The organism is Neobacillus sp. PS3-12 (genome assembly GCF_030915385.1).
In the GTDB taxonomy this organism is placed as follows: Bacteria; Bacillota; Bacilli; order Bacillales; family Cytobacillaceae; genus JAEVLT01.
Map to the genome: position 1 here is coordinate 369,502 of NZ_CP133268.1, position 21,435 is coordinate 390,936.

Annotated in this window: 18 protein-coding genes and 2 pseudogenes; 3 read left to right on the plus strand and 17 right to left on the minus strand. The window is 39.4% G+C overall.

What is annotated here, in order from left to right:
* Window positions 1–4: 4 nt before the first annotated feature.
* The 8 genes and pseudogenes from RCG17_RS01970 to RCG17_RS02005 form a co-directional block, all read right to left on the minus strand.
* Complete coding sequence (locus RCG17_RS01970) at window positions 5–1,405, minus strand: hypothetical protein (protein ID WP_308173615.1); 1,401 nt, start codon at window positions 1,403–1,405, stop codon at window positions 5–7.
* Window positions 1,389–2,132, minus strand: coding sequence for a DUF6063 family protein (locus RCG17_RS01975; protein WP_308173616.1), 744 nt, complete (start codon window positions 2,130–2,132; stop codon window positions 1,389–1,391). The genes RCG17_RS01970 and RCG17_RS01975 overlap by 17 nt, the downstream gene beginning before the upstream one ends.
* Window positions 2,119–3,633: a replicative DNA helicase gene (locus RCG17_RS01980; protein ID WP_308173617.1), complete on the minus strand. Its 1,515-nt coding sequence runs from the start codon at window positions 3,631–3,633 to the stop codon at window positions 2,119–2,121. The genes RCG17_RS01975 and RCG17_RS01980 overlap by 14 nt, the downstream gene beginning before the upstream one ends.
* Complete coding sequence (locus RCG17_RS01985; RefSeq protein ID WP_308173618.1) at window positions 3,615–4,304, minus strand: Wadjet anti-phage system protein JetD domain-containing protein; 690 nt, start codon at window positions 4,302–4,304, stop codon at window positions 3,615–3,617. The genes RCG17_RS01980 and RCG17_RS01985 overlap by 19 nt, the downstream gene beginning before the upstream one ends.
* Window positions 4,297–4,641: a hypothetical protein gene (locus tag RCG17_RS01990; RefSeq protein WP_308173619.1), complete on the minus strand. Its 345-nt coding sequence runs from the start codon at window positions 4,639–4,641 to the stop codon at window positions 4,297–4,299. Before RCG17_RS01990 ends, RCG17_RS01985 begins: the two co-directional genes overlap by 8 nt.
* A 572-nt stretch (window positions 4,642–5,213) precedes the next feature.
* Window positions 5,214–6,038 (minus strand): annotated as a pseudogene (locus tag RCG17_RS01995) (MspI family type II restriction endonuclease).
* A gap of 477 nt (window positions 6,039–6,515) precedes the next feature.
* Complete coding sequence (locus RCG17_RS02000; RefSeq protein ID WP_308175747.1) at window positions 6,516–7,805, minus strand: DNA cytosine methyltransferase; 1,290 nt, start codon at window positions 7,803–7,805, stop codon at window positions 6,516–6,518.
* 236 nt (window positions 7,806–8,041) lie between these two features.
* Entirely contained in the window at window positions 8,042–9,268 is a 1,227-nt protein-coding gene (locus RCG17_RS02005; protein ID WP_308173620.1) for an MFS transporter, read from the minus strand.
* Between the two features lie 459 nt (window positions 9,269–9,727).
* Between RCG17_RS02005 and RCG17_RS02010 the strand changes: the two genes are divergently transcribed.
* Window positions 9,728–10,249: a recombinase family protein gene (locus RCG17_RS02010; RefSeq protein WP_308173621.1), complete on the plus strand. Its 522-nt coding sequence runs from the start codon at window positions 9,728–9,730 to the stop codon at window positions 10,247–10,249.
* A gap of 229 nt (window positions 10,250–10,478) precedes the next feature.
* On the opposite strand, the gene cspD is transcribed toward RCG17_RS02010, so the two are convergent.
* The 5 genes from cspD to RCG17_RS02035 all read right to left on the minus strand — a co-directional run bounded on the left by cspD (window position 10,479) and on the right by RCG17_RS02035 (window position 13,790).
* Window positions 10,479–10,679: a cold-shock protein CspD gene (gene cspD / locus RCG17_RS02015; RefSeq protein WP_308173622.1), complete on the minus strand. Its 201-nt coding sequence runs from the start codon at window positions 10,677–10,679 to the stop codon at window positions 10,479–10,481.
* Between the two features lie 204 nt (window positions 10,680–10,883).
* Window positions 10,884–11,465, minus strand: a complete 582-nt coding sequence (locus RCG17_RS02020) for a thermonuclease family protein (RefSeq protein ID WP_308173623.1) — start codon at window positions 11,463–11,465, stop codon at window positions 10,884–10,886.
* 1 nt (window position 11,466) lies between these two features.
* Window positions 11,467–11,562: a LysM peptidoglycan-binding domain-containing protein gene (locus RCG17_RS02025; RefSeq protein ID WP_308173624.1), complete on the minus strand. Its 96-nt coding sequence runs from the start codon at window positions 11,560–11,562 to the stop codon at window positions 11,467–11,469.
* Window positions 11,563–11,564: 2 nt separating this feature from the next.
* Window positions 11,565–12,401, minus strand: coding sequence for a glycoside hydrolase domain-containing protein (locus RCG17_RS02030; RefSeq protein ID WP_308173625.1), 837 nt, complete (start codon window positions 12,399–12,401; stop codon window positions 11,565–11,567).
* Window positions 12,402–12,617: 216 nt separating this feature from the next.
* A complete protein-coding gene (locus RCG17_RS02035; RefSeq protein ID WP_308173626.1) occupies window positions 12,618–13,790 on the minus strand; it encodes an MFS transporter in 1,173 nt (390 codons plus the stop codon).
* A gap of 149 nt (window positions 13,791–13,939) precedes the next feature.
* Here RCG17_RS02035 and RCG17_RS02040 point away from each other — a divergent pair, with 149 nt between their 5' ends.
* Both RCG17_RS02040 and RCG17_RS02045 read left to right on the plus strand, forming a co-directional pair.
* On the plus strand, window positions 13,940–15,532 hold the full coding sequence (locus tag RCG17_RS02040) for a glutamate decarboxylase (protein ID WP_308173627.1): 1,593 nt from the start codon (window positions 13,940–13,942) through the stop codon (window positions 15,530–15,532).
* A gap of 405 nt (window positions 15,533–15,937) precedes the next feature.
* The gene (locus RCG17_RS02045; protein ID WP_308173628.1) at window positions 15,938–16,225 is read left to right on the plus strand and encodes a heterocycloanthracin/sonorensin family bacteriocin; all 288 of its coding nucleotides are present in this window, start codon (window positions 15,938–15,940) and stop codon (window positions 16,223–16,225) included.
* A gap of 41 nt (window positions 16,226–16,266) precedes the next feature.
* On the opposite strand, the gene RCG17_RS02050 is transcribed toward RCG17_RS02045, so the two are convergent.
* The 4 genes and pseudogenes from RCG17_RS02050 to RCG17_RS02065 form a co-directional block, all read right to left on the minus strand.
* On the minus strand, window positions 16,267–17,166 hold the full coding sequence (locus RCG17_RS02050; RefSeq protein WP_308173629.1) for a TIGR01777 family oxidoreductase: 900 nt from the start codon (window positions 17,164–17,166) through the stop codon (window positions 16,267–16,269).
* Window positions 17,167–17,431: 265 nt separating this feature from the next.
* Window positions 17,432–18,876, minus strand: a pseudogene (locus RCG17_RS02055) (DEAD/DEAH box helicase).
* A gap of 219 nt (window positions 18,877–19,095) precedes the next feature.
* Window positions 19,096–19,839 carry a Cof-type HAD-IIB family hydrolase gene (locus RCG17_RS02060; protein WP_308173630.1) on the minus strand — a complete coding sequence of 248 codons (744 nt, stop codon included), beginning with the start codon at window positions 19,837–19,839 and terminating at the stop codon, window positions 19,096–19,098.
* Between the two features lie 137 nt (window positions 19,840–19,976).
* A complete protein-coding gene (locus tag RCG17_RS02065) occupies window positions 19,977–21,167 on the minus strand; it encodes a M20 metallopeptidase family protein (protein WP_308173631.1) in 1,191 nt (396 codons plus the stop codon).
* Window positions 21,168–21,435: the final 268 nt, after the last annotated feature.

The following is a 21,435-nucleotide window of genomic DNA, read 5'->3' on the forward strand; positions in this document are numbered from 1 at the left end:
CCAACTACAGCTGAAATTTTAGATAGGGTAATACGAAGGCTTGTCTCGTTTTCTTCGAGACTACCTTTTTTTGGTCAAACAGCTCAATCTGGGTTAATATCGGATTCAATTGAAATTCTAGCCCCTGCTTGTCCTTTTCCAGCACTTCCATTTTCCCCAATAAACAGCCAAGTAATGCTTGTTTGGTTTCTTCCAATTGATCATTATAATCTTCGACTTCTTCAGTTTGTTCAAATTTTTCCAGTTCTTTATCAATCTGTTTTAATGAATCCTCTTGCTCATTCCGATCCCGTTTTAATTCAGCAAGTTTCAAAGAATAATACTCTTTGTTGTGCTGTTTCCATTTTTCTTCATGCTCGATTTTTCTTGTTAATGCTTCTTTATATGTAGCTTCAAGCTTTTTATAATCCGTTTCCTCACGAAAAATCTCATAAGAAGCTGATTTTACCTTATGATTTTTGCTGTTTGTTTTCCATTCTTCGTATTTTAGCCTTATTTCTGTTCTCTCAGCTGTATATGATTGGCTTTCTTTCATAATTTCATTCCAAGTGCCTTTTGCTTGCTGCTTTATTTTTTCATAATCCAGCTGTCGTTGATGGAACCGTTCAAACGTGCTGGCATATTGATCAAGCTGCTGTTCGATCCGCTTATTTTCCGCAATCGTTTCCTTAAGTTTTTTGTAATTCTTCAAGCTCGTATGCTGTGCCTCAAACATATCCGCAAACATTTCCGCATCGTGACCGACAATCGAGTTTTCAACAACAGGAATGAGGAGGCGGTCGAATAGCTGGTTTGTGCTTTTACAGTCATTGAAAAAAGCTTCCACACCGCCTTCGGAACTGTTAATTTTAGCAATACTTTCCCATTCTTCAGAAATAATATGGTATTGTTCTTCAAGGTAGGATTTATAGTCTTTAATTGTGTTAAAAGTCCGTGCACTAAAGGTTTTCTCGCGCATGTGGCTGTAATAGTCCTGCATTTCCCCACGTTCTGCCGTCCGTTTGCCTTCCTTACCGTCCCGAACAAACGGAATCCCTTCAATTCCATTCGGATCATTGGCATCATATTCGTACACATACCGAAGGAAATCGAGTCCCTGCTTTGTGGTAAATAGGGAGACCGCTGTTACGACATAGCGCCGTGGTACATCATTGGCAATCCACTCAATCGCAATATGTGCCGGAGCATTTTCAAGCATTAACGTATTTTTGATTTTTCGGTCAGCCAGGTCGGCATGTGGCAAAATTGCTTGGAGGGCAGCTTGAATAAAGACTGTTTTTCCACCACCGTTTTCAATCAGGACCGCACCATTATGGCCGTCATACAGGAAAATCTCATCGTTATATCGCTTGTTCCCCTCTTCATAAACAACGTTTGTTAAACGAATTTTACTGATTGCCGGCATACGCTTCCTCCCTTTCAAAACCGTAAATGAATTCAAAAATACCTTTGTTGTACTCCACTTCCATAAAATACCGCTGAATAATCGTTTTTGCTTTTTCAGTTAACGTAATCTCATCATTGCCAATTTCCTGTATCAGCTCCTGATCCACCAAAAATCTTTTGACCGTATCTATGAAACTTAAACGGCTAATCGTATTTCCGCTTTGTTTTTTTGCCGTTTCTTTGATATCATCCATGTCTTCCCATTTCTCTATGATTAAACTCCAATTATAGGAGAATTCTTTTTCCAATTGTTTGAGTTTTTCTTCATCATGCATCTTTAATTGCTCGATCCTATCACCGATAAACCGGACCCACTCATCGATCCGCAGAAATTGCCTTGTTGGCTCTTGGCTTTGATACGAATCGTAAAAGCTTCCGAACAGAATGATCGTTGAAAAATATAGGAGGTAAATGTCCCCATTCGTGGCCCCGGAGCGTAAATAATTTCGCTTGATCCAGTCATTGCTAACATGGAAGGGAGACAGCTTTGTCTCTGGAACCAAAAACAGCTGCTCGCTTGTTCCAACGACCACACAATCCACTTCCCGGCTAAATGCATCAAGTAATCCGCGGATTTCATCATCGGACCGGTACTGCTGAACCGTCTCTTTGCTTGCAACACCATCGCGTGCAAGTTTGGCATATATTTGAAAAGCCCTAATGACTGTTTGCTCAGAATAATTCATCTTCGTCTCCCTCCAAGGTAATGATTAGCTCCTGAATGGAAAATCTATCGACCCGGTTCACGATTTCGCTGGCTTCTTGAACGGTTAAACTTCTATTTCCCAGAAGGGTGAGTGCTTCGCCGAGAAGTGTTTTTCCTTCTTCATCGTTGACTTCCCCGTTAATAATTGGTGACCGCTGATGGAGAATCAGCCAAAAATCATAAAAATACCGCTGCTTAAACAGGGCTGATTGACCCGTATGATCGAGGTAATCCATGAATCGAGACAACGTATTAGCTTGTTCTGACTCATAAGCTTTCAGGAAGGAATGCATAAACTCTTTGTATTTTTTCATTAAGGCACTTCGATATGGGTCCTCGGCATTGTCATCTTCTGCTTCGATAAAACCATGTTCGACCCGCTCCTGGCGATCTTCGGTAATATTTTGTTCCGCCAATACAGTCAGTGGTGACCAAAACTGATTTTCTTCTACCTTTAATAATGGACGAAGGACACCGGACATTGCTTCAAGCGGCAATGGAGTGGATATAATATTTGACACAAGATCCTGATTGAAATTAAACGCCTGAATTCCAGTGTAATACAGTGATTCCTGCGCACTCACAAGCGTTGTATTTTTTAACGCAAAGGTCTGCTCAAGCAGATGTGAATGGTTGTAATGAACCGATTCCAGTTCTCTAGTTATGGTCAGGATCAATTCGAATGTCTTTTGTTCTTTTTTATGAACATCTCTTGAGTAAAGACGCTCTCTTGTTTCTTTTACAAACTGGCGCAGTTCTTTAAATTCCTCATCTTCTCTCATCAAGCGCCCGTAAATGTCTTCAAGCAGTTGTTTATACCGTTCAAATGTCTCTTCTGAAACAATACTCCTTTGAATTTCATGCTTGAGCTTGATCATTCTTTCTTCCAGACTTTCCACATCAATCCGCATTTCATTAATTTGTCTGAGCGCGCCTTTGAATTCACCCTTGTCCAATTGCTTCCGTAACATCAACTGATTGATGGAAAGCTGGAATTCACTGTAAAACTCTTTTGTAGCAAAAACCAACTCCAGACCGTCTTCATCCAGCGTGTAATATTGGGTATTGGTTTTAAAATCAAAATTATTCGCTTTTAAGATCGAGTACTCTATTATCCCATCACGGTTCATTTCCCAATCAAAAAAGGCATAGCTCCTCTTCCTGCCTGTTGTGGGCCTGAAGGTTTGGATGATTGTTCTAGCAATTCTTTCGTAGTCCTCTTGATCCAAACGATAGTGGGAATCTGTTAATCTTCGTAAATAAGAAGCTAGTTCTCTGGTACCTGTCTTATACTGACGCATTAATTTTTGTTCAAAGAAGAAAAGTAAGGTGAGCAGTCCAAGCCCCTTCATGTCAATCGCCTTTTCGGTTAAATCCTGCTCCCGTTTCCGATCCAGTTCATATAAAGGCTCAAAAAGTGCAAGACGGCGCATTCGTTCACGATAACCGGATGTTATTTCCTTTAAATCCAGCTGGTCCAATCCGATTCCCTCCATATCTGTTGTAATTCTTTTGTTTTCAGGGTTTCCTGCGGATGGTATTTTCCGTCAGCCAATAGTGAACGGATCTTTTCTTGCAGTTGTTTTGATTGAAAAAAAGCAAGGAATTGTTCAAGCGCCATATTGTGTTCCTTTTGATATTCCTTTCCGATTGCCGCCTCTTTTTCCAAACATGCCAGATAAAAAGGCAGCGCCAATGTTGCTTTTTCTTTCTGATTGAAAGAATACCAGATTAGGATCCCTTCCCGATCGAGATCACCGAAATAAAAAAACTGATGGTTTGCTTCAATCGGATATTGCATCGAAAACTGTTCAATGCTTTTGACAACAGCTTTTCCTGCTCCATAAATCAAGGTTGAAAAGATCGTTTTCGTTAATACCGGGAGCAACCCCTGATAGGTTGTTTTGTTTTCAACAATCAAGTGATACTGTGTTTTTTCATTTAATTTGTTAGGATTGATACCGAACATCAGCGGCTCTGAGACGGGAATGATTTTTAATAGCAGAAATAGATCGATTCGCTCAAGGATTTCCTTCCCGCCTTTTTCCACAATCCATTTCTCATCCCCTACCAATTCATAGCTTCGCTCTGGTGCGGGAACTTGTTCTTTTGGAAAGGAAGATTGTTTTAGATATTGATCAATTTTAAGCAAAAATGGCAGATCGTTTTTCCATACGGACGGATCCTGCCAGGTAATACTCGTCGAGATTGATAGAAGGATGAAGTATGCTGCGATATTGCTGTAATTCTTTATGGTAATCTCCGACTAAATCACTTTTGTTGATCCGGTACTGAAATGCTAGAGATGGGACTCGATTTGTCCGCCCTTTTGCCTTCACCATCACAAGAACAGCTTCTTGCTCCAGTTGCAGAATTTCTTGAGCAAAGTCTTTATATGTATCTACATAAGGTTTCAGCATCTTTTCAAGTTCTGTTAACCCAATTGTCTTTTTCTTAAAAGTTGAGATCCTTCTTTTGATTTGTTCCAATACGGATTCACTCCTAATTCTAAATGCTTCATAAAACTATTGTACTAGAATGAATCGCTTCCCGCAGTTGAAAATTATTGTATTGTCGTTAAACCTACCCTAAAGTTTCATAAAATTTATAATGGTAAAACTACAAAAAAATCATCCAGGATGCTCCGGAAGATTTAGAAAACAAATGAAAGAAGAACTTAACCTTCAGCTGTATAAAAGTAAAGTTAAATTTGCCTATTCATCGAGCGAAAGGACTGCTTTCCACAGGCATGCCGAGGTACCTCCTCTTCAATTTATTAGCTACCTTCACAGCTGTTTTTTCTTCTTCTCGGTCGTCAATAATCTCTATTGACTACCATGAAGCCTTCTTTTTGGCCTCCTTGGTCGTCTATAAGCTCTATTGTCTACCATAAAGCCTATTTTTTGGACTTCACGGTCGTCTATAAGCCCTATTGGCTACCTTGAAGGCTATTGTTTGGTTTCCTCAGTCGTCTATAAGTTTGTGAAAAAATTAACAAAATCCTTTAATAAAGACTAATAAAAAGAAGCTGGCTCTTATCCTCTTGAGCCAGCTAAATGTTTTATAAAATTTTTCCTCGCAATTGGATGTTCGTTCCCCTATCACCCGTGTATGTAAATTGAAACGGGCTACCTAGTTGCCCTTTAGTTTCGGTAATAATTTTTTGTATATACTCGTCTATATGATAGAACTCTAATTCTTTGGTTTCATTTTTATATACAGTGAAATATTTTGCCCAATGGACATGTGGGTCTCCTTCCCCACCAATTCCTGCGTACGCCCATTTTGCTAAATCTAAATAATAGTTAGGTAAAATGTCTTTAATGATCTGTTGGAAATGATCCGAGATTTGAGTAGGAGCACCTGTCCGTTCTAATTCATAAAGAGCATCTTTCAATTACGGCTCCTTAATGTTTAATATGTTTATATAGGTTTCTGCTGAATATTGATTGATCGCTACCCATTCACTGCTTGTCCTTTTTGAACTGATCGTAAATGAATATATCTTCCTAGGCTCACTATCCAATTCAATTTTAACCAAAATATCGGTTTTTGGTTTTCCTCCTCTGGTTTTCCCAGGACTCGGTGGTAAATTCGGTATATTATCTGTTGCATCGACGTTTTTAAATTTATGGATGCTGGAATCAAAGCCAAACTTCTCTAGGATTTTTTCAAAGTATGGATAGTTAAATCCTAAATCTTTGTTAATCCCATTATTCCAATTTTCTATATTTGCTAGGTGTGTTACTATATCCACTAACCATTTTTCAAACGCTGTTCCCTGCAAAGCTTTTCTTTTCCCAACGTTCGCATACTCCAGCCACTTACTTTCAATTAAAAGGTAGAGGTCAGCAAAACTGATTACACCATCCAAGGATGTAAACATTTTATGATTAAAAATCTTTCTATTATAACTAGTGCAGCTTTTTACATCACTTAATCTGGCGGAATCCGGATAAACGACCAAAGCTTTTTCAATCGATGAATCGATCTGCTTTGAATGAAAGGCATTCCATTGGTAACCGTGAATTCTTTCACGTGGAAACCCAGTCGAAGTTTGAATCAACCATTTAGCACCATCTTCAAAAACAATGGCAAATGGGAAATAATAAGAATCCTCCGGGAATTATTGATAACTAAGACGGTGTAAAACTTGAATTTCGGTAATCAAGCCACGAGCTTGTAATTTTTCAAAAAGAGAAAAAACAATCTGTTGATATTTATTACCTCTAGACGAACGTAATTGCTGATCATCAGAATGAGAGTACATTTTTCCACCCCTAAACTAGCCGCTGATAGTGAATACGAATCCAGTATATCAAATTGGGAAAGAAAAAAAGCAGGGATTTCCCCTACTTTTCAACTAAATATTTAACTTTTCTCTTTGAAGATGGTTTTGTTGGTAAAGGACGTCCAATGTTTTTACCACTTCTTTCCCCAGCGCATAGCCAAGAAGTGGTGGAATGGCATCTCCGATTTGTTCATATCGGTCTTGCTCAGGGTCAGAATGAAACTTTACATATGGACCCTGGAATTGATACCAATCCGGGAATGATTGTAGTCTAGCTGCTTCCCTTGGTGATAATCCACGGTTGAATCTAGGGTGAACCATTTCATCCAAACAGTGGCTTGTGACGGTAAAACTCGGTTTATTCAAAAATAAGCGGCGATTTCTAGCTGCGTAGAGCTTATTTGGAAAATAGGCTTTCACCACATGTTCCTTGTTTTCGGAAAATAATCGATCCGCTGCGTGTTTCATCCCTTCACCTGGTTTGATATGGTCCATTCGAAACACCATTTTATCGGTGTGTCCAGGAGTAATATGTGAACTTAAGAGTCCTTTTTTAGCTTCCAAATGTTCAGGTAACCCATGCTCTTTTCCAGACATAATCCGTAGGAATTGTTTTCTTTGTTCTGAAAATTCATCTTTAATATCAACGCCAAACTCTACTTCTTCTTTACCTTCTTTTGGATTTTCATACTTTGGTAGATCATCCAAGGCATCCGAGACAGTTACATAATCGAATTGACGGTCTTTCCCATGTGTTTTTTCAGGATAGCTAAATTCAGCTTCCAATTTTGAATTAATCCCAACCAGAATAACACGTTCTCGTTCTTGTGGTGTGCCATAATCTGATGCTTTTAATAAAACAGTATTTTTATCGCGAGAAGCCAATCGGTAGGAGACCCCTTCTTCACTAGGTGCTTCAAAATGATCACAAATTTCTTGATACATTTGTCCTGCGATGCCGTTACTTTTCTTTGAGAGAAGGCCTTTTACATTTTCAAAAAGGAACATAGGTGCATCAGTATGTTTCGCAATTCGAGCTAAATTTAAAAATAAATTATTACGTTCATCCTCTTCTTTGCGGTGCCCTGCCATCGAAAATGATTCACATGGTGCCCCACCTGTAACAATATCAACGGATTTGACACCAAATCTTTCTTGAAGAATCTTATCTATTAATTTATTACTTACATTTCGTATATCGCCATGAATAAGTAAAGTTTTCGAATTCGGTTTAAAGAATTCACTGCTATTTTCTAACTTTTCATCTAAGTAGTCTTGTAACGGTAAAACATCCGCATTGTGTGATGCTTTATAGGTTTCTACTGTCCAGTCACTCCACTCGACAGCAATTAGAGGTTTAATTCCTGCCCATTTAAAACCGGTACAAGACCCCCAGGTCCTGAGAACAAGTCAATACTTGTATACATGTTCTTCACTCCAATAAATCGACATGATAAATTTTATTGTAACAAATATTGACTACATTGTCGCTATCGTTCTAATAAACTATTAAATACCTTTTAATGGGATATTTCTTATATATAATTATATAATACAAACGTGCGTTCTGTAAAGGGCAGTTGGTCAACCCCCAATGCTTATACAGCCATTCTTCTTTTTGCTACTGCTTCTGATTGTCTTGTTTCCGGGAAAGTGGCTACCAAGAATATATATACACTTGAGACTGCGATAAAGAAAATCATGGCTGGCGTGTATCCGGAAGTACCTAATATATAGCTCCAAATTATGGTAGCGACTGTTTGACCAGCATAAGCCAATGCCCAGAATAAGCCGAACATAATGGTCAATCTTTGTGCTGTCATCCCTTTTAATTCATGGGGAAGATTTAAAAAGATTGGATACTGAATATACATGGCAAACCCAGAAATTGCAATCAAAGTATAAGAAAGTAATGGAAATTGATTGGCAAAGACCAAAGCCAAGGCAAAAGCACCTACCATTGCAATCCCGCTTAGCATTAGGATTGGCTTTCGTGGCACTCCTTTATTTCCAATTCGGATCCCAGCAAATGTGCCCAGAATTCCAAAACCTGATATCAGCAAGTTCGTAACAGAGCCATTTAATAGTGTATATTGTTCAAAAACGGCTTTAAAGCTCACAAGTGATAAAACATATAGGGTTAAAAAGGAAGCAAACGCCATGCCGTAACGCCATAGAAATCCATCTTTTAGGGCATCTTTATAGCCATATGCCTCCCCTGTTCCATCATTACTTTCTTTCGTGTCAAAATTCTCCGCTTTCAAAAGCCAGCCGACAAAAAACAAAATCGTTAAAGAGGCAAAAAAGGTTAACGTTAATCGCCAGTTTACCACCATTTGTTTAGCAAAAATCGTAAATAAGATGGCCACAATAAACGCTCCCGCATTATATGCAACGGTATTGGCTGCATTCATGCGCAGTTTGCTTTTTGAGTTTGTAATGTAGTGAGCTACAACCGGGTTCATGTAGACAATTACCATTGACCCGCCAACAGCCATTACCATTCTTGCTGCTGTATAGGCCCAATAATTGGGTAGATAAATCGCAACTAGACCCATGATTAACAGTCCAATTGCAGTTCCTGCGGCTTTTTTTGGACCTAGTTTCATTAAGATAACCGCTGCTAATATATTGGCAAATACCCGAGCCGTAGTAATGGAGTAATTTACTAATTGTGAAATAAGTGGGTCCACCGGCTCGCCGAAAAAGGTTTTCGTGATTTGCGGTGTCAAAGAAGAGCCGGCCACCCAGTTCATAGCAAAGGTTACATAGGACAACCATAAAACAGCCAGCATAAAGTATCCTTTTTTTGTTTCGTTTTTCATGATGAGTATCTCCTTTCAAAAATCAATATCATCAAATGTTGTTTGTTTTTACTATTATCACGTTAACAACAAAGAGTATATCATCTTTTTGTGAAATATTTCACATACATTGTGAATATACTATGAACCTTTACTATTTTCTCTTTTACATTTTTAAAGGTTCATTGGAAACTAATCCCCCGTTTGCTCATACCAATCTATGAAAAATTTTCGTTGTTATTCTTTCAGTGATTCGTTTACTGGGAACTAAAAATAGGTATACGAACTAGTCCGCACTGGAAAAACCTACATAGACTAATGATATACCATGATAAATTCATATGGAGGTTATTTGACTACAAAGAGAAGGAAATATAGGGGTTTTTAATAAATTGATATTTTTACTTGCGAAAATACAGAAACATCATGATTGAAGAGATAAACTTTTTTACACAATATCTTGTAAAGGAGAGGAAAAACTTGAAGTTTGGTTATATGAGCGTCTCTAAAGTTGATCTAAATTCGGCCCAAAAGAAACAACTAGAAGACTTTGGATGTGATCGTATTTTTCTTGAGAATATCAACAGTTCACGTCGAAATCGCCCGGAGCTAAATCGTTTGATAGAGTTTCTTCGTGAGGGAGACACGGTCGTTGTAACGGATTTAACTCGTTTATCACGGTCTACAAAAGATCTGATGGCAGTCATCGAACGTATTTCCCAAAAAGGAGCACACTTGAAAAGTCTTAAAGAATCATGGATAGATACAAACTCCGACGATGGAAAAATATTGTTAACCTACTTAGCAAATATCACTCAATTTGAAAGTGAGTTAACCACTTTACAGAATAAGGAAGTGGTTCAGGCTGCAAATCGTATAAAAAAGAAAAGAAAAGAAATCCTTTCGAGCATTTCAAGATTATCCACATCACAACAAAAACAAATTATCGGTCATTTAGATGAATTAATCACAATTTCTTATGATATGTTATTTAGAAATTAGAAAAGAACGGGGGTATTTGTGACAATTCCCTCAGACAAAAGTGTAGAGAACTGACACCAATGTTATTAAGATTAGGTTTTATCGTAAAAGTGTGTTACACTAAGTTTACCGTTTTTCAAACTGCTTTACCTTAGGCTTAACCACCCTGCTCATTCTTGAGTGGGGTATTTTCTTTTAAAAAAAAAAGAAGACAGACTCTTTAGGAAGAATCTGTCTTCTTGTTATTTGATTAAGCTTTGTTTACGTTAGCAGCTTGTGGTCCACGAGCGCCTTCAACGATTTCAAATGTAACTGCTTGACCTTCGTCTAAAGATTTGAAACCTTCGCCTTGGATCGCTGAGAAATGAACGAATACATCGTCTCCACCTTCGCGTTCGATGAATCCGAAACCTTTTTCTGCATTAAACCATTTTACTTTACCATTTTCCATGTATGTTGCCTCCTAGTGTGTATACACACAATGTATTACTATCCTTGCTCTCAGTGATCATCAGGGCAAAAAGTATGTACTTGTACTTCTACTATCCTTAACACCGAACAAAAATAATTCTTTATAAGAATAACATTTTGTGAAAGTATTTGCAATAACACAGAATAGTAAATCTATTTTCCATCGCTTCTAATCGATTATTTGTCACTCCACACATCCATTAAATCCCCAATTGGTCACATAGTTTGTTTTGCTCCAAATCATTTCTTTGTTTCTTTTTGCAAATGTTTCATCATCTTGATAGATAGAGAGATATTTATATGGCGGTTTTATAATGTAAGCAACACGAGCAAGGCCTTCTTTCAATAATGTTTCTGCGACAGACTGACCATCCTCATAAACATAGGCAAGGAGACGCCCGTAGGCATCCCTCCCGGCCCCTTGTTCAAACTCAAGCGTTAAGGTACCGCTTCGGACTAATTGGTTATTTCGTTTCGAAGCCTCCACTGCATACGGCTGGACACAACTTCCTGGCTTTTTAGATTCAGGAGTATCAATTAATAAATAGCGAACGGTTTCCACTTTTCCATTTAGCTTCACTTTAATCGTGTCACCATCGATCGTTTCAACTATAGTTACCGGTATTTGCCCTGTTTGAATGATTCTTGTTACAGACTCGGTATTTAATTTACCACTATTCAGCTGAACAGAATGAGAGACTGTTAGCAAAGCTGAAGCGATTAAGGCGGATCCTGCTAATCCTTTTTTTATTTTTGAAGGCCCCACATTACTTCACCCGAATTCTCTGGCCAGCAATGATCAAATCTGGATTGGTGATCCGATTCAAGGCTTGCAGCTGGCTAACGGTTGTTCCAAAATTCACTGCTATCTTTGATAAAGTATCTCCGGTCTTATTGTATATTCAATCCCTCCTGATAATCCTTTAGCGGAAGGGATGGTTAGAACCTGACCTGCATAGATGAGATTTGGATTTCGAATATTATTTTCCCTGACTAGTTCGTCTACCGACGTTCCAAAATGTAGGGCAATGCTGCTCAACGTATCTCTCGGCTGAACAAGATATATGTTAGTTGAATCCAGAGTTGATAATGGTTGAGAGGATGCTCCTTGCTTACCTTTGCCCCATGAACCAGCATTCGATGAAACTTGATTATAATCTACTGGTATTCCAGCTATTTTTTTATTGAAGCCATATTGAAGGATGTCAATAAATTCAGCAATATTTCCACCCGACCATGCCGATGTTTGCCAATAAAAGTCCGCTGCACAAGAGCTATGAAGTGTCTCAAGAACAGTATAGGAACCATATACGCCCACTTTGTAATTTTCCCCTAATCCTTGGCGGACACCCGAAAAATAGTTTAAGATGGCTTTCATATCCGAAGGCTGTGTGTCATAATCAACGGCAAAGTAGATTGCACTTCCTTCTGGCTGTCCAATCGATTGTGCGAAAGAAGCCGCATCATGACCATCAGCAAACCCTTTGTCCATCGTAAAATACCTCTTATTGGTTGGATTTGTTTCCCAGATGCTGACAATCTGTAATCCATTCTCAAGGAGCACAACCGCCTCCTGTTTGTTGATCGATTTCCAATTATCCCCTAGGTAGCGGGCCACATATTCAATTCCAGCAGCCTTTAATTCTTCAACTACTTCTTGACGAATTGCTGTAACACAATCTACTCCATTTAATCTTGCCATAACCAATCATCCTCTCTATTAACATTTTTTGCTCCATCCATCGGTTCAAAAATACTCTCACCCTCTATATACAAATGAACAATCTAAAAGGACAGGTTAATAAGAAGTTTTTTAAGAATTTATAAAAAAATAGAAAGAGCAGCCCATCGGAAATGAGGCTGCCCTTATTTGTGTAAAATAATAAATATTACAAGGTAAACGAAAAAATGAAATAAATTAAATAAAAATGGCCGGTTTCTTTTTAAGTTCAAAATGGCGATAAACTAAGGCAAGCAGCATAGATGGAATCGTACAAACAATCATTCCGGCAAAGGCGTATCTCGGCTCAATTTCGTATAAAAAACCACCGAAAAAGGTGAACACGGCTGTGCTCCAGCTTAGTGCCAATGCTGAATACATGCCTTGGGCTTTCGGGATCTGGGCCTGCTTTAGATTTTTGCTTAAGTATTTCATAAAGGCATAATGGCCCATTGCAAACGAGCATGAATGCAAGGTTTGCGCAATACAGAAAACAAACACATTTGGAAAGGAAAAGACTAAAAGCCAACGCACGGTTGAACCCAGTGCTGCTACTCCCAGTAATGTGCCAACGGAAAACTGATGAAAGTGCCGATCGGCTATGGAAAAGAAAATAATTTCTGCAATCACGGCAATGTTAATAATAACGCCAATTAAATATTTTGGTGCATGGATATCTTGTAAAAAAAGATAGCCATAGCTGTAATAGGAAGCGTGAGCCGCTTGCAGAAAAATGACGATCACAAGCACCAACCCAAAATGTTTAATGTGAAATAATTTCAGCATGCTATCATTTTTTGGTAATTTGGGGTGCGCTTTTTCCAATAAAACAGCAGGTGCACGCATAAAACCAAGACCTGCGAAAATCAATGCGCCGAGTAGCAAGGCCCATAAAATGACGCTATCCCCTAGCGCTCCTGTAAAGACCGTTAAAACCATTCCCGCCAAGACAAATCCAATCGACCCCCATGAGCGGCTTTTTCCGTAATGCCTTAATTGCTGATTTTGCATCAGGACACCAGCAGCACTATCTAAAATTGGCATCAACGTTGGATAGAAAAAATTCAATAGGATCGTAACTACCAGCAAGCTAGTAAAGTTATTGGCTGGAATACTACACAGAATGGCAGCAACCGTGCCAATTGCCATCCCATTAATAAGACTTTTACTACTACTTTTCTCAGACAAATAAGGAAAGACAACTATGGTAAATAGGCCTCGTGCAACCAAACCTAAACTCATAATCAAACTAGCTTGTGAAATAGATATTCCTTTTGTATGTATCATCCAGCCTGTCCAATAGGGTAGAAATATCCCCCATGTCATGTAAAACGTAAAAAAATGACTGCTCATCCAGCGGTGTGTGTTCATGTTAAATTCCTCCATCGTTTGCATGATAGCATGAAGAACCATAAAAGAATAGAGGAAATGCCAAGGAAAAAGCATTTTAAATGATTCAAACTTCTAGATTAAAGCTCTCCCTCATACATATCTACAAACAGTTGAACAAGGAGGACATTATGAAAAGCCAAGATAAGTTTTATCAACCTCATTTAAGTCCAGTTAATCCTTGGCCCCAAACATACACCGCACCAGCTAATTTATTCAATGGATATCCGCCGCCAAACTTTTCCCAATACACTCCACAAGCCCCACTAAGTCCTGTACCCCATTGGAATCCAACATCCTACCCATATGTCAATCCTCATGGACCTTCATGGCGTCCTTATAGTTCACAAAGAATTGCGTCACAAGGGTATTCTGTCATTCCTCCCTTTACCCGTCATAAAGAAGAGTCCGTCCCACACTTTCGCTTGCGAAATCAAGGCATGTTACCTGAAGCTGCGTATCAAATTGTGCACGATGAAATTTCAAAAGATGGGAATGCCCGTCTCAACCTAGCAACATTCGTCACGACCTGGATGGAGTCAACCGCAAACCCATTATATGTGGAGTCTTTTAATAAGAACTTAATTGACAAGGATGAATATCCGAAGACAGCGGCGATCGAGGAAAGATGTGTACGTATTTTAGCTGATCTTTGGCATTCGCCTAGCCCACAAACTACGATGGGGGTTTCGACAGCAGGATCGTCGGAAGGCAGTATGCTTGGTGGGCTTGCCTTAAAGCGGAACTGGCAAAACAAACGCAGGAAGCAAGGAAAGCCGATTGATCGGCCCAATATCGTATTTAGTTCCGCCGTTCAGGTTGTTTGGAAAAAATTTGCGAACTATTGGGACGTTGAACCGCGTTTTGTGAACATTACTCCAGATCGCCCTTATATGGATCCAGATGGTGTACTCGCTTGCGTAGACGAGAATTCGATTGGGGTGGTCCCGACTCTTGGGGTGACCTATACAGGTCTTTACGAACCAGTTGCCTCTATTGCCAAGGCCCTGGACGAGCTACAGACAAGAACAGGTCTTGATATTCCAATCCATGTAGATGCTGCTTCAGGCGGTTTTATTGCACCCTTTCTTCAACCGAAATTAGTATGGGATTTTCAGTTGCCCCGTGTGAAGTCCATTAATGTTTCCGGACATAAATATGGGCTGGTTTACCCTGGAATTGGCTGGGTCATTTGGCGTGATGCGAAAGATCTCCCTGAGGATCTGATCTTTCGAGTGTCCTATTTAGGGGGGAATATGCCGACGTTCGGTCTGAACTTCTCTCGACCCAGCGCACAAGTTCTTCTGCAATACTATAACTTTCTCCGTTTAGGAAAAGACGGGTACTATCAGGTTCAAAAAGCATCTCAAACTGTTGCTCAATTCCTTAGCAAAGCGATTCAAGAAATGGGTCCTTTTCAACTATTTACGGATGGTTCAGATATTCCCGTTTTATCATGGCGATTAAAAGATGGATATACAACAAAGTGGAACCTTTATGATTTGTCACGCCAATTGCGTACCTATGGCTGGCAGGTGCCTGCCTATCCGCTGCCCCCTAACATGGAAAATGTAACGATTATGCGTGTTGTCGTTCGAAATGGATTTTCGATGGAACTGGCCCAATTTTTCTTACTGAATCTCCTCCAAGCTGTATCATTTTTGGATTTCCTGGATGGACCAATGAACCATCACACGAAGGGAGATCATAGTTTTCACCATTGATGTAGCTATTACTTTTGTAGATTTTTCCTCATAAGAAAAACCACTTGTATATTATCCTGTTTAGTAGTTTTATTATTAATGCGTTATATAAACCATTGTTACCAAAGTATTTGATCATTCATAAGCTAAAGTACCACACCGAAGTTAACCTCTCCAAAAAGTCCTTAAATAAGGACTTTTTTTATTCCCGTTAAAAAAATGGTGTTTTTTTCTAATTCCACTTTAAAAACAACTCTAAGTTTCCTATAGAAAATAGGCATCCTGTGGCATGAAATAGGCACTTCAATCAGTAACAGCAACCTAATATGAATCATAATTTGTTGAAGAGAGTACACATTGAATCTACTCTCGCACCAGGTGGTGGGATTATTTAGTTAAAATAAGATAAGCAATGGGGAGGTAAACATGCAAAATTTTCAAAATGAATTACAAATGTTAGGGCTGGACCATTACCAAGCGGGTGAGCTTACTCACATGAACCCGATGGGAATGGGTCTAGATGACCCTCGACGCTGTGGACGTTGTGGCGGTTGCGGAGGCTTTCGCTGTGGCGGATTCGGTTGCGGAGGATTCCGATGCGGAGGCTTTGGTTGCGCAGGATTTGGAATTGGATTTGGATGTGCTGGATTTGGATTTGGATGTGCTGGTTGTTTTGGCTTTAGTTGTTTCGGAATTGGAGTCGGTTTTATTTAATAAGAATGTACCCCTGCTGGTTCCACGCAGGGGTATTTCTATTAGGTTAACAAATCAGTCAACGCCGCTTCCAGCGAAGAAAATGAAAATTTAAATCCCTCTTTCACTAATACTTCCGGCAAAACCTGTTGTCCTTCCAGAACTAGGCTGCTTTTTTTGCCAAGCGCCAGTTTCATTAAAGCAACAGGTACTGGTAACCAAGAGGGGCGCTGCAAGATAGCGGCAATCGTCTTCCCAAACTCCTCCATTCTAGTTGGTATGGGAGATGTTACGTTAACGGGACCGTTCAAATGATTGTTTTCTACTGCAAAAAGCAGCGCTCGAGCAACATCTGTGACATGCACCCATGACACCCACTGTTCGCCGGACCCGAGTCTGCCGCCAACGAATAATTTATATGGCAGCGCCATAAGTGGAAGTGCCCCGCCTTCTGTTCCAAGGACAACACCAAACCTCATATAGACAACTCGGACGCTATGTATTGAAGCTTGTGCCGCCTTTGTTTCCCAGTCATGAACCGTACGACCAAGGAAATCATCCGAAATTTCTGTTGAACTTTCTGTATAGACAGTATGTAACGATGGAGGATAGATTCCAATGGCACTAGCGTTGACAAGTACAGTCGGTTTTTCAGGTAACGAACGGATGATTCGGAGGATTTCGTCCGTTGCTATCATTCTGCTTTCGTAAATTTGTTTTTGATGTTTTTGTGTCCAGCGTCCTTCGTTAATCGATACGCCTGCCAGGTTAATAAATGCATCAGCTTTGCCAATTTCCTTTTCCGGTACGGCACCTTCTTGAAGCCATTTTACATATTTTATCTGGGGCTTGGACAGTCGTTCCATTCTTGTTAAAATGACGACTTGATGGCCTTTTTCGACCAGGAGGTCTGTTAACTTCCTGCCAATAAATCCTGAACCACCTGCAATGATTAGTTTCATTGTTTTTTACCTGGTCATTTTGATAAAAAACAACCAGGATCCACCTCCTTTTTTTCGTTAATATCCAATAAATACTGACATTTTGTAATGGAATCGAGTAAATAGTAAAAAGCCTTACGAAAACATTCTTTTATTTTCGCAAGGCCCTTTAGTTTAATTTCTTACTATTATAGCTCAATGGTTAGAAAGAAGTTTAGGATTCACTGATCCCACTTGCTGATGTTAATTCCCCTCATCTTTTTTTAAGTGAGGGGGTGATATTAGGTCATTTAATGGCTTTACTCACTTTTAACTTCTTTCCTTTGATCGTCTCATTTTCCATGGCTTGAATAACTAGTGAGCCTTTTCCATTCAGAATATCAACATATGACATATGATCGTGGATGGTTATTATGCCGATATCATCTGCTGTGACTCCAGGTATTTTTGCGATCGTTCCAACAAAATCAACTGCACGAATTTTCTTCTTTTTTCCTCCGCTGAAATGGAGTTTCGTAATATCTTGATTGATTCGGGCTGTTTTATTATTTCTTACAACTCTTCTCCCGCCAAGTTTTTCTTCGAAAGCAGCTTTTCCACCAGCCACTTCGCTGTGGCTTGGAGCTTCTATAGTAGGGATCTCAAAGCCGATATATTTTTCAATTGCTTTTATGAACTTTCCTTCAAAAGGTGTCAAAAACGTAATTGCTTTTCCTTTATTTCCGGCACGGCCGGTTTTCCGGTTCGGTGGACATAGCTCTCTTTTTCCAGCGGAACGTCATAGTTGATGACAAGTGTCACATTATCAATATCAATACCTCTGGCAGCTACATCAGTGGCCACCAGATAGCGGAAGTTCCCCATTTTGAAACCTTCCATAACAGCAAACCGATCTTCTTGTTCAAGTCCCCCATGGAGTCTTTCACAAGAATATTTGGATTTTTCCAGTTCGTTATAAACAACATCAACGTGTTCTTTGGTTCGGCAGAAAATGAGGCAGCTGTCTGGATTTTCTACAACCGTGACGTCTTTAAGGAGTGAGATCTTTTCTTCTTCTTTCACTTCAATTAAAAAATGTTCAATGGTTTCAGCCGTTACCCCGGTTGATTCAATCTCAATATGAGTTGGTTCTCTCATATATTTATGGCAGAGACTTTCAATAACTTTTGGTATAGTAGCAGAAAAAACCATCGTAACTCGGTTCAAAGGCAGCTCTTTGATGATCGCTTCTACTTCATCGATAAAACCTTTATTAAGCATCTCATCTGCTTCATCTATGATAAGATACTTAATTTGATCTAAAGCTAGGGTTTCTCGTTCAATATGGTCCATGACCCGTCCAGGCGTACCGACGACTACATGAGTTTTTTGTTTCAATTCATCCTTTTGTTTCGTAAAAGGTTCTTTTCCATAGACGGCAACCGCTTTAATGCGTTTAAACCTTCCAATATTCGTAATATCTTCGCGGACTTGAACTGCAAGTTCCCTAGTTGGGGTGAGAATTAAGACCTGTGGCTTTTTTTCTTCCCATTCAATCATTTCGCAAACAGGAATGCCAAAGGCGGCAGTCTTGCCACTTCCAGTCTGAGATTTTACGACGAGATCTTGATTTTCCATTGCTAATGGAATGACTTCACTCTGAACTTCTGTTGGAGTTTCGTATTTTAACACAGCTAGTGCTCTTTTTATTTCATCGCCTACATGATAATCCGCAAAACTTCTATTATTCATTTATTAACCTCGTTTTTTTGTTTTTTCCGACATATGTATAGAATTCTCTCCAAAAAATATCATATGCATTATCTGAATATCGTTTATTATACTTGAAAAGTCCAGACAAATCGGCTTTTATTTTAAATTTTAAATTGGGACAGATAGAAATGGCTGGAAATCTTGCGGATTATTTAATTGCTACCAACTTCAAACTGCTTGCTTCAGACCTTTATTTTATCACAATACCCAGTAGCGAATTGCTTTAGCGACGCCATTTTCCTCATTGGTGTCGGTGATCCAATCGGCTGCATTTTTTACTTCGTTTTGTGCATTACCCATCGCTACACCACAACCAGCCGCCTTAATCATTTCGATATCATTAAGACTATCGCCCATGGCAATAACCTCATCCATTGAGATTCCAAGTTTGCTGCAAACATGTAAAAGTCCGTTAGCTTTATTAACCCCTACTGCATTTATTTCGATGTTAGTCGGGCTGGAATTGCTAACCTCAAGTTGTTGATTGCTTAAAAGCTGCTGTAAGATCGATTCTCTCAGTGAATCATCAGCAATATCAAAGCCAAACTTCAGCCAAGTGTGTGCAAAAATATCTTTCGGCATTTGATTACGCCACACCTTATCAGTTGCAACAGCCCAGAAATGGGTCTGATTTGTATCTGCCCACTCCCACATCATTTGAATATATTCCGAATGCAGGATATTTCTTTCATGAAGATTTCCTGAGCAATCCCATATTTCACTGCCATTAACGGTTACCAAATAGGAAGATAGATTTAGAGACTTTGCATATGCCCCACAAGTCAAAATCGAGCGGCCAGTACTTAAGACTACATGAATCCCATTTGCCTGAGCCTCTTCGATTGCTCGGCGGTTTTCATCAGAGATTTCCCCTTTTTCATTCAATAAAGTTCCATCCATATCTAAAGCAATAAGTTTATAATTTTTTTTATCAGCACGCATTCTATTAATTCCTTTCTTAGGTGATATCCAAAAACTCAATTATATTTAGTTTAATTTTTTACAATTAAAAAGTCCACGAACAGGCGTCGTCCAAAGTAACCTTGATAACTGTACATTATCAAGGTTACTTTGGACGACTAAAACAGATAATGTGATACGATTTTGATAAATGATTTCTGGCTGTTCAAGAGAGCCCTTTCGTCGATATCGAACTTTGGATGGTGGTGCGGATAGTGTGTGGCTTTGTCTTCATTTTGTGAGCCTACCCTAAAATAAGTTCCTGGTTTTTCTCGTAAATAATAAGAAAAGTCCTCCGCACCCATTGTTGGTTTCATTTCAAGCACGTTTTCCTCTTTAAATACTTCCGAAAGCAATGAGCGGACAGTCTCCGTTTCTTGCGGATGATTGTATAAAGCCGGATATCCGTTAAGATAATCGATCGAATACCCAGCACCAAAAGCCGATGTGATCCCTTCTACAATACTGCGAATCTGATTTTCTACTTGCTTGCGGACATCTTCGTCAAAGGTCCTGACTGTTCCTTCCAAAACTGCTTTATCAGCAATCACATTAAATGCAGAGCCTGATTGAAAAACACCAATGGTCACAACGGCTGATTTTAATGGATCCACCCCGCGACTGACAATTTTTTGCAAGGCACTCACAATTTCAGTGCCAATGACAATAGAATCAATCGCTTCATGAGGTCTTGCTCCATGCCCACCCCTGCCTTGAATGTGAATCGCAAATTTATCGACGGCCGCCATTTGGTAACCTTCCCCTACTAATACTTTACCTAAAGGAGCCTGTGAATCTAAATGAATGCCAAATACATAGTCCACTCCGTCCAATACTCCATCTTCTACCATAAATTTTGCACCGCCAGGGGGTGTTTCTTCTGCCGGTTGAAAAATGAAGACCACTTTTCCCTTCAGTTTCTCCCGGTACACGCTTAATGCCTGCGCTGTCCCCAGCAATGCAGAGGTATGGCCGTCATGGCCGCAAGCGTGCATAACCCCAGGATTTTGGGATTTGTATGGAACTTCTTTTTCATCATGGATCGGCAGGGCATCAAAATCCGCTCTTAGAGCAATTGTTTTTCCTGGCTGGTCCCCTTCCAATATGCCAATCAACCCATTGCCGCCAATGTTTGTTTTTACCTGCAAACCAAAGCTAAGCAATTTTTCCTTAATGAATTGAGCGGTCTTTTCTTCCTTAAAAGACAATTCCGGATACTGATGCATATGTCTCCTCCAGTTGACCACTTCTTGAAAATTGCCATCTACAAATTTTTCAATCTTGTTTAGTAACTGCTGAGCATCTGCCATTTCCATCCCTCTTCCAAAAATTAATTATTCTGATTATAGCTTACTAGATGATATCAGATTTCAGCTGTTTCTTATATTTTTCAGCACTGTTCATTTAGTTATGGAGTCAGGAAATTATATAGATGCCTATGGAGAACATGTTGTACTTCAACAAGGAGAACAATTTCCGGCACGTCCGAAAACAGGTCAAACCGTTACTTGGACTCATGAACAATAATTCAAAATTTTAGGCGCGGTATAAAACCACGCCTTTTTTATTGTTGAATAT